General features: G+C 69.0%; 10 protein-coding genes. 7 read left to right on the top strand and 3 right to left on the bottom strand.

Annotated features, from left to right (window positions below; genetic code table 11):
- The 3 genes from tig to clpX form a co-directional block, all read left to right on the top strand.
- Window positions 1–1,273 (top strand): trigger factor (gene tig / locus KBA23_RS14345; RefSeq protein WP_290742156.1); only part of this gene is annotated, 1,273 nt, incomplete at its 5' end.
- Window positions 1,274–1,528: 255 nt separating this feature from the next.
- A complete protein-coding gene (gene clpP, locus KBA23_RS14340) occupies window positions 1,529–2,158 on the top strand; it encodes an ATP-dependent Clp endopeptidase proteolytic subunit ClpP (protein WP_290742153.1) in 630 nt (209 codons plus the stop codon).
- A 150-nt stretch (window positions 2,159–2,308) separates the two neighbouring features.
- Window positions 2,309–3,574: an ATP-dependent Clp protease ATP-binding subunit ClpX gene (clpX, locus tag KBA23_RS14335; protein ID WP_290742151.1), complete on the top strand. Its 1,266-nt coding sequence runs from the start codon at window positions 2,309–2,311 to the stop codon at window positions 3,572–3,574.
- A 94-nt stretch (window positions 3,575–3,668) separates the two neighbouring features.
- Here the strand turns inward: clpX and KBA23_RS14330 are convergent, their stop codons facing one another.
- Complete coding sequence (locus KBA23_RS14330) at window positions 3,669–4,502, bottom strand: transporter substrate-binding domain-containing protein (RefSeq protein WP_290742148.1); 834 nt, start codon at window positions 4,500–4,502, stop codon at window positions 3,669–3,671.
- Window positions 4,503–4,629: 127 nt separating this feature from the next.
- Here KBA23_RS14330 and KBA23_RS14325 point away from each other — a divergent pair, with 127 nt between their 5' ends.
- From KBA23_RS14325 to KBA23_RS14310, 4 genes are read left to right on the top strand one after another with little or no spacing between them, the layout of a single operon-like run.
- Window positions 4,630–5,232 (top strand): DNA-3-methyladenine glycosylase I, encoded by a 603-nt coding sequence (locus KBA23_RS14325; RefSeq protein ID WP_290742143.1) that lies wholly within the window; start codon window positions 4,630–4,632, stop codon window positions 5,230–5,232.
- A 60-nt stretch (window positions 5,233–5,292) separates the two neighbouring features.
- Window positions 5,293–5,667, top strand: a complete 375-nt coding sequence (locus tag KBA23_RS14320; RefSeq protein ID WP_290742140.1) for an NADH:ubiquinone oxidoreductase subunit NDUFA12 — start codon at window positions 5,293–5,295, stop codon at window positions 5,665–5,667.
- 20 nt (window positions 5,668–5,687) lie between these two features.
- A complete protein-coding gene (gene mlaD / locus KBA23_RS14315) occupies window positions 5,688–6,134 on the top strand; it encodes an outer membrane lipid asymmetry maintenance protein MlaD (protein WP_290742137.1) in 447 nt (148 codons plus the stop codon).
- Complete coding sequence (locus KBA23_RS14310; RefSeq protein WP_290742134.1) at window positions 6,131–6,556, top strand: DUF2155 domain-containing protein; 426 nt, start codon at window positions 6,131–6,133, stop codon at window positions 6,554–6,556. The genes mlaD and KBA23_RS14310 overlap by 4 nt, the downstream gene beginning before the upstream one ends.
- 112 nt (window positions 6,557–6,668) lie before the next feature.
- Here the strand turns inward: KBA23_RS14310 and aat are convergent, their stop codons facing one another.
- Window positions 6,669–7,343: a leucyl/phenylalanyl-tRNA--protein transferase gene (gene aat / locus KBA23_RS14305; protein WP_290742132.1), complete on the bottom strand. Its 675-nt coding sequence runs from the start codon at window positions 7,341–7,343 to the stop codon at window positions 6,669–6,671.
- Between the two features lie 9 nt (window positions 7,344–7,352).
- The coding region (gene accC, locus KBA23_RS14300) for an acetyl-CoA carboxylase biotin carboxylase subunit (RefSeq protein WP_290742128.1) at window positions 7,353–8,648 on the bottom strand (1,296 nt) is incomplete at its 5' end.

Raw genomic sequence — 8,648 nt, 5'->3', positions numbered from 1 at the left:
GGTGACGGCGAAGCTCGAGGAGGCCCGCAAGGACTTCCAGATGAAGGGCTTCCGCAAGGGCAAGGCCCCGGCGGCGCTGATGAAGAAGATGTTCGGCAAGTCGGTGCTCGGCGAGGCGATGCAGGACGCCATCGACAGCGCCATGCGCGAGCATTTCGAGGCGACCGGCGACCGCCCGGCGTTGCAGCCCGAGGTCAAGATGACCAACGAGGGCTGGAACGAGGGCGACGACGTCGAGGTGTCGATGACCTACGAGGCGCTGCCCGAGGTGCCGGAGGTCGATTTCTCCGGGGTCTCGCTCGAGCGGCTGACCGTCGAGGCCGACGACGCCGCCCTCGCCGAGGCGCTCGACAATCTCGCGAAGTCGGCCTCGGTCTACGAGGACCGCAAGAAGGGCTCCAAGGCCAGGGACGCCGACCAGGTCGTGATCGACTTCAAGGGCTCGATCGACGGGGTCGAGTTCGAGGGCGGCGCGGCGGAGGATTTCCCGCTGGTGCTGGGCTCGGGCGGGTTCATTCCCGGCTTCGAGGAGCAGCTGGTCGGCGCCAAGGCGGGCGACGAGGTCGAGGTCAAGGTGACGTTCCCCGAGGCCTACGGCGCGCCGCATCTCGCCGGCAAGGACGCCGTCTTCGCCGTGACGGTGAAGGACGTGAAGGCGCCGAAGCCCGCGCCGATCGACGACGAACTCGCCCAGCGGTTCGGCGCCGATGACCTCGAGGCGCTGAAGGGCCAGGTGCGCGAGCGGCTCGCCGCCGAGTACGGTCAGGCGACCCGCGCCGTGCTGAAGCGCCGGCTGATGGACGCGCTCGACGGGCTCGTCGCCTTCGACCTGCCGCCGACGCTGGTCGACGTCGAGGCGAACCAGATCGCCCATCAGCTCTGGCACGAGGAGAATCCCGACCACCACGGCCACGACCACGGCTCGATCGAGCCGAAGGAGGAGCATCGCAAGCTCGCGGAGCGCCGGGTCCGGCTCGGGCTCCTGCTCGCCGACGTCGGCACCCGCGCCAACATTGGCGTGACCGACCAGGAGATGCAGCGCGCCGTGGTCGCCCAGGCCCGGCAGTATCCGGGCCAGGAGCGGCGCTTCATCGAGTTCATCCAGAAGAACCCGCAGGCGCTCCAGCAGCTCCGTGCGCCGATCTTCGAGGAGAAGGTCGTCGACCACATCCTGACCCTCGCGACGGTGACGGACCGTGGCGTGTCGAAGGACGAGCTGCAGAAGGCCGTCGAGGCGCTGGACGAGGACATAAAGACCGTCGTCGAGGTCTGATCCGCCCGGAACTCGTGCTGCTGCGGCGGCGCGACCGCCGCGGCCGCGCCCTCTCCGTCCCGTACTTTTCCGATCTTGTTGGCGGCGCTATTCTCGTGCAGGTTGACAGAAAGCCCATCGGGTCTCATCGGCCGGGAGCACTTGTAGCCGGGCGGCAGGAAGAATATCTGGCAGATCGCGTCGCCGTGTCAGGGCCCTGAGGGCGGCGCGCAGGGGCGACGGCGGATCGCCCGCAGGACAAGGAACAGGGAGCCGATGAAAGACCCGGTCGACACCTACATGACCCTCGTGCCGATGGTGGTCGAGCAGACTGCCCGGGGCGAGCGCGCCTACGACATCTATTCGCGGCTGCTGAAGGAACGGATCATCTTCGTGTCCGGGCCGGTGCACGACGGCATGTCCACCCTCATCGTGGCGCAGCTTCTCTTCCTCGAGGCCGAGAACCCGAAGAAGGAAATCTCGATGTACATCAACAGCCCGGGCGGGGTGGTGACCTCGGGGCTGTCGATCTACGACACGATGCAGTACATCCGCCCGCCGGTTTCGACGCTGTGCGTCGGCCAGGCGGCGTCGATGGGATCGCTGCTGCTGACCGCCGGCGCGAAGGGGATGCGCTACTCGCTGCCGAACAGCCGGATCATGGTCCACCAGCCCTCGGGCGGCTTCCAGGGCCAGGCGACCGACATCATGATCCACGCCCGCGAGACGCTGGCGCTCAAGGAGCGGCTCAACCAGATCTACGTCGAGCACACCGGCCAGACCTACGAGGCGGTGGAGCAGGCGCTGGAGCGCGACCGGTTCATGACGCCGCAGGACGCCAAGGAATGGGGCCTGATCGACGAGATCGTCGAGAAGCGGCCCGCGGGCGAGGCCAAGGCCGCCTGACCGGATCCGAAGCGCCGGGCCCGTGAGGCCCGGCGCTTCGGGACTTGTAATTGCCGCGACATGCATGTCCTATGACTGGCGTCGCGTGCGGCGCCGCGATCCTGATCGGGGAGCATGCGCGAACTTGATGGCGAAAGCCGGAGGCGAACGATGAGCAAATCGGGCGGCGACACGAAGAACACCCTCTACTGCTCGTTCTGCGGCAAGAGCCAGCATGAGGTCCGCAAGTTGATTGCGGGCCCGACCGTGTTCATCTGCGACGAATGCGTCGAGTTGTGCATGGACATCATCCGCGAGGAAACCAAGAGCAATCTGGTCAAGTCATCGGATGGCGTTCCGACTCCGCAGGAGATCTGCAAGGTTCTCGATGACTACGTGATCGGGCAGAAGGTCGCGAAGCGCGTCCTGTCGGTGGCGGTCCACAACCACTACAAGCGGCTGAACCACGCCCAGAAGAATTCCGACGTCGAGTTGCAGAAGTCGAACATCATGCTGATCGGCCCGACCGGCTGCGGCAAGACGCTGCTCGCGCAGACGCTGGCGCGCATCCTCGACGTGCCGTTCACCATGGCCGACGCCACGACGCTGACCGAGGCGGGCTATGTCGGCGAGGATGTCGAGAACATCATCCTCAAGCTGCTGCAATCGGCCGAGTACAACGTCGAGCGGGCGCAGCGCGGCATCGTCTATATCGACGAGGTCGACAAGATCAGCCGCAAGTCGGACAATCCCTCGATCACTCGCGACGTCTCGGGCGAGGGCGTGCAGCAGGCGCTGCTGAAGATCATGGAGGGGACGGTCGCGAGCGTGCCGCCGCAGGGCGGGCGCAAGCATCCCCAGCAGGAATTCCTGCAGGTGGACACGACCAACATCCTGTTCATCTGCGGCGGCGCCTTCGCCGGGCTCGACAAGATCATCGCCCAGCGCGGGCGCGGCTCGGCCATGGGCTTCGGCGCCGAGGTCAAGGATCCGGACGAGCGGCGGGTGGGCGAGCTCTTTCAGGAGCTCGAGCCGGAGGATCTGCTGAAGTTCGGGCTGATCCCCGAGTTCGTCGGCCGCCTGCCGGTGCTCGCCACGCTGACCGACCTCGACGAGGACGCGCTGATCAAGATCCTCACCGAGCCGAAGAACGCGCTGATCAAGCAGTACCAGCGGCTCTTCGAGATGGAGGACGTGAAGCTCACCTTCACCGAGGATGCGCTCGGGGGCATCGCCAAGCGGGCGATCGACCGCAAGACCGGCGCCCGCGGCCTGCGTTCGATCCTCGAGGAGGTGCTGCTCGACACCATGTTCGAGTTGCCCTCGATGCAGGGCGTGGCGGAGGTGGTGGTCAACGAGGAGTGCATCCTGCGCAAGGGCGAGCCGCTGCTGATCTACGTCGACCGCAAGGAAGGCTCCTCGGCTTCGGCCTCCTGACCCTGACCCCTTCTCCGGAGGGGGCGCGCCGGAACGCTTCGGCCGCATCGGCGCCGCTGAACGTCCTGCCGCTTCGGCCGGCCGGCGGCCCGCCTCAGCGCAGTTCGGTGACGGTGGTCGACGGCGGCTTGCTGGCGTCGAAGCCGAACCAGCGCATCGACAGGTCGCGCAGGGTGCCGTCGGCGCGCATGTCCTCCACGATCCGGGCGAGTTCGGTGGCGAGTTCGGGATCGCCCTGCGCGATGGCGACCGCCGCCGGCGCGGAGAACAGCGGCTCGCCGACGATGCGCAGGTCGCGTCCCCGGGCGATCTGGCCCTCGATGGCGACGCGGTCGTCGATCAGGGCGTCGACCCGGCCCTCGGAAAGCGCGAGGTAGTCCGGCCCGCTGACGGCGTAGGCGACGATCTCGGGGGCGTCGATGCGGTAGGCGACCGGCGGCGCGCCGGGCAGGCCCATGTCCTTTCGCTCCAGGTACATCTCGAAGATCGTGTCCTCGATCACCGCGATCTTGCGGCCGCTCGCGCCCTCGATCGAGGCGACCGGATCGTCGGCGCGCACGGCGAGCGCAGCGAAGCCGTAGGCGTAGGTCGCGGGAAAGACGAGACGCTCGGCGCGGTCGGCGGTCGGGGTCATCTCGGTGACGGCGATGTCCCAGCGGTCGCCCCAGTCGCCGGCGACCTGCTCCTCCCACGGCGGGGTGACGAACTCGGCGCGGGCCCCGAGGCGGTCGGCGATCTCGCGGGTGACGTCGACGTCGAAGCCAGCGTATTCGCCGATCGGCTCGCGCCAGGAATACGGCGGCCATGCCGGGTCGGTGGCGCCGACCAGGATGCCGCTGTCGCGGATCCGGTCGAGGACGAGGCCGGCGGCGGCGGGCGCGGCGACGAGGAGAAGAACGGCGGCGCCAACGGCAGTGACCACGCGCATCGGAGCGCTCCCCTCTCTTTGGGTCCGAGGTCAGGATAGCATGTTCCGCGGCGTGCGGTAACGGTTCTTGACGAGGCGGCGCCGTGCGAACAGAAGTGAACGGCATGCGTCGGGGAGGAGGGTCCGCATGGCCGCGGTGACGGGATCGGACGGGGTGGCGCGCTGCCACTGGGCGGGCGCCGAGGCGGAGTTTCCGGCCTACCACGACACGGAATGGGGCTTTCCGGTCACCGACGACCGGCGTCTCTTCGAGAAGATCTGTCTCGAAGGGTTCCAGTCCGGCCTGTCCTGGCGGACGATCCTGGTGAAGCGTGAGAACTTCCGCGCCGCCTTCGCGGGGTTTGACTTTGATTCAGTGGCCCGGTTCGGACCGGCGGACGTGGAGCGGTTGCTTGGCGACGCGGGCATCGTCCGCCACCGGGGCAAGATCGAGGCCACCATCAACAATGCGAGGCGCGCTGTGGAGATGCGCGAGCGCGAGGGCTCGCTGGCGGCGTTCTTCTGGCGCTACGAGGCGGCGCCGCCCGGGTCCGGGGAGGAGTTGCGGGCGACATCGCCCGAGTCGGTGGCGCTGTCGAAGGAGTTGAAGAAGCGGGGATGGAAGTTCGTGGGTCCGACCACGGCCTATGCGTTCATGCAGGCGATGGGGCTCGTGAACGACCACGATCCGGGCTGCTTCGCCCATGCGCGGGTCGCAGCGGCGCGGCGGGCGTTCACGCCGCCGCCCTGACTGGACCCGAGGGTCGGCAGGCGCCATAAGGGACGGGCAACGCAAGGCGACGAGGCGGGCATGGGCCTTCTGGCGCAACTATTCACCTGGTGGAACGGCGAGACCGTGGCGACGCGGCTCTGGACGGCGCGCAACGGCCGGCGCGTCGGCGAGGACGAGGCGGGCAACGTGTTCTACCAGTCCGCCGACGGCGCCCGGCGCTGGGTGATCTACAACGGCGAGATCGAGGCGAGCCGGATCGCGCCGGAATGGCACGGCTGGCTGCACCACACCTGGCAGGAGCCGCCGACGGTGAAGCCGCCGGCGCGCAAGCCCTGGGAGAAGCCGCATCTGCCGAACCTGACCGGCAGCGACGCGGCCTATCACCCGCCCGGAAGCCTGCGTTCGGACCGGCCGCGCACGCTGCGCGACTACGAGGCCTGGACGCCGGACTGAAGATCCGGAAGGAGCAGCGGATGGCGCAGAACAGCGTCGCCGAGACGGTGATCGGCGCCGTGGTGATCGCCGCGGCGGTCGGCTTCGTGGTCTATGCCGGGCAGGTCAGCGGGCGACAGGCGACGCGGGACAGCTACGCCCTGTCGGCGCGGTTCCGCAGCGTCGAGGGGATCGCAGTGGGGACGGACGTGCGTCTCGCCGGCATCCGGGTCGGATCGGTGACCGGGCTTTCGCTCGACCCGGCGAGCTACGAGGCGTCGGCGACCTTCTCGGTCGATCGCAGCCTGCAACTGCCGGACGATTCGGACGTGAAGGTGGCCTCGGAGGGACTGCTCGGCGGGTCGTTCGTCGAAATCACGCCGGGGGCGTCGGACGTCATGCTGGCGGAGGGGGACGAGATCCTGAACACGCAGAGCTCGGTGAGCCTTCTGAACCTCCTGATGAAGTTCGCGGGAGGCGGGCAGTGAGGTCGGCCATCGGGCCGGCGCTGGCTTTCGCGCTCGTGGCGGCGCAGGCCGTGGCGGCGCAGTCGGCCGGGCCGACGGCGAACTCGCCGGCCGTCACCGGCGGGCAGATCGCCAACAGCCAGGACACCGTGCCGGTGCGGCAGGTCACGCTGCGCGCGCTCGACAGGCTGAACGGGCGGACGCAGGACATCACGATGGGCGTTGGCGAGACGGTGCGGTTCGGCCAGCTCGAGATCCTCTTCGAGGCCTGCCGCGTGCCGCGCGAGGCGCCGGAGAGCGACGCCTACGCCTTCCTGAGGATCCGCGACGTGCGAGACGCCGAGCCGCGGTTCTCGGGATGGATGTTCGCCTCGTCGCCGGCGCTCTCGGCGCTCGATCACCCGCGCTACGACGTCTGGGTGCTGGATTGCGCCGGGGCGTGAGCCCGCCCGCGAAACCTGGTCGGGTCCATGTCGGGCGCGACGGACCGGTCAGGTCCGGCAGGCGCGCGACAACGAAGGGGCCTTCGGCAAGGCACGGGCGGCCGACGTCCGGCTAGCGTGCGTTCCCCTGCGTCGACTCCGCGTTGGCGGCGGACGGCGTCGCGAGGCGGAGGAGTGCTGCGCGCGGCGTGTCCGCGACGAGGGCGCGGAAGTTCGCGGGGCGGTCCAGCGCGGTGGCCAGGCGGCGGCGGTACTCGGCGCGGGATATCTCGACGGCGCCGAGGCGCAGCAGGTGATCGTTGACGAACTGGGTGTCGAGGAGGGTGAAGCCGCCGGCATTGAGGCGGGCGACAAGGGCGACGAGGGCGAACTTCGAGGCGTCGCGTTGGCGGGTGAACATGCTCTCGCCGAAGAATGCGCCGCCGATGGCGACGCCGTAGAGGCCGCCGGCCAGCCCGGTGTCGTCCCGGATCTCGACGGAATGGGCGTAGCCGCCACGGTGGAGGTCGAGGTAGAGCCGGCGGATGCGGGCGTTGATCCAGGTCTCGGGGCGGTCGGCGCAGCCGTCGAGGACGCCGGCGAAATCGCGGTCGATCTCGATCTCCATGGGGGCGGAGAGGAAGCTGCGGGCGAGGCGGCGCGGGACGTGGAGCCCGTCGAGCGGGATGACGCCGCGCCTGCGCGGATCGACCCAGAACACCTCGTCCGTGTCGGCCGAATCCGCCATCGGGAACACCCCGGAGGCGTAGGCCCGCAGCAGCAGCGCCGGCGTGATCTCGTCGGCCACGGGAGGGCCTCAGCTTTCCTCGCGCGCGAGGAAACCTTCGAGCCAGTGAATGTTGTAGCGGCCGGCCTGGATGTCGGGCTCGTCGAGCAGCGCGTGGAAAAGCGGGGTCGTCGTGGCGACCCCATCGACGACGAGTTCGGAGAGCGCCCGTTGCAGGCGCGCGAGCGCGAGCTCGCGGGTGCGGGCGTGCACGATCAGCTTGCCGATCAGGCTGTCGTAGTAGGGCGGGATCGTGTAGCCGCCGTAGATGGCGCTGTCCATGCGCACGCCGAGGCCGCCGGGGGAGTAGTAGGTCGAGATCGTCCCCGGCGAGGGTCGGAAGTCGGGTAGGCTCTCGGCGTTGATGCGGCATTCGATGGCGTGGCCGGTCGGGACGAGATCCTTCTGCGCGAAGGACATCGGCAGGCCGGCGGCGACGCGGATCTGTTCCTGCACGAGGTCGACGTCGTAGATCGCCTCGGTCACCGGGTGCTCGACCTGGAGCCGGGTGTTCATCTCGATGAAGTAGAACTCGCCGTCCTCGTAGAGGAACTCGATGGTGCCGGCGCCGGCGTAGTCGATGCGGGCGACCGCGTCGGCGCAGATCTTGCCGATGCGGGCGCGGGTGGCGGCGTCGATGACGGGGGAGGGGGCTTCCTCGAACACCTTCTGGTGACGGCGTTGCAGCGAGCAGTCGCGTTCGCCGAGATGGACCGCCTTGCCCTTGCCGTCGCCGAAGACCTGGATCTCGATGTGGCGCGGGGCGCCGAGGTATTTCTCCAGATAGACCTCGTCGTTGCCGAAGGCGGCCTTGGCCTCGGCGCGGGCGGTCTGGAAGGCGGTCTCGATATCGTCGGCGGTGCGCGCGAGCTTCATGCCGCGGCCGCCGCCGCCGGCCGTCGCCTTGACGATGACCGGATAGCCGATCTCGGCGGCGACGGTGCGGGCCTCGTCGAGGGTGGGGACGGCGCCGTCGGAGCCGGGAACGCAGGGCACCCCGAGCCTTTTCATCGTGTCCTTGGCGGTGATCTTGTCGCCCATCAGCCGGATGTGCTCGGCGGTCGGGCCGATGAAGGCGATGCCGTGGTCCTGGACGATCTGGACGAAGGTGGCGTTCTCGGAAAGGAAGCCGTAGCCCGGGTGGATCGCCTCGGCGCCGGTGATCTCGCAGGCGGCGATTATGTTCGGAACCGACAGGTAGCTCTGGCCGGCCGGCGGCGGGCCGATGCAGACGCTCTCGTCGGCCATGCGCACGTGCATGGCGTTGGAATCGGCGGTCGAGTGGATGGCGACCGTGGAGATGCCCATCTCCTTGCAGGCCCGGTG

Source organism: Amaricoccus sp. (assembly GCF_017995835.1).
Classification (GTDB): domain Bacteria; phylum Pseudomonadota; class Alphaproteobacteria; order Rhodobacterales; family Rhodobacteraceae; genus Amaricoccus.
This window is presented reverse-complemented; position numbering and strand designations above follow the sequence as displayed.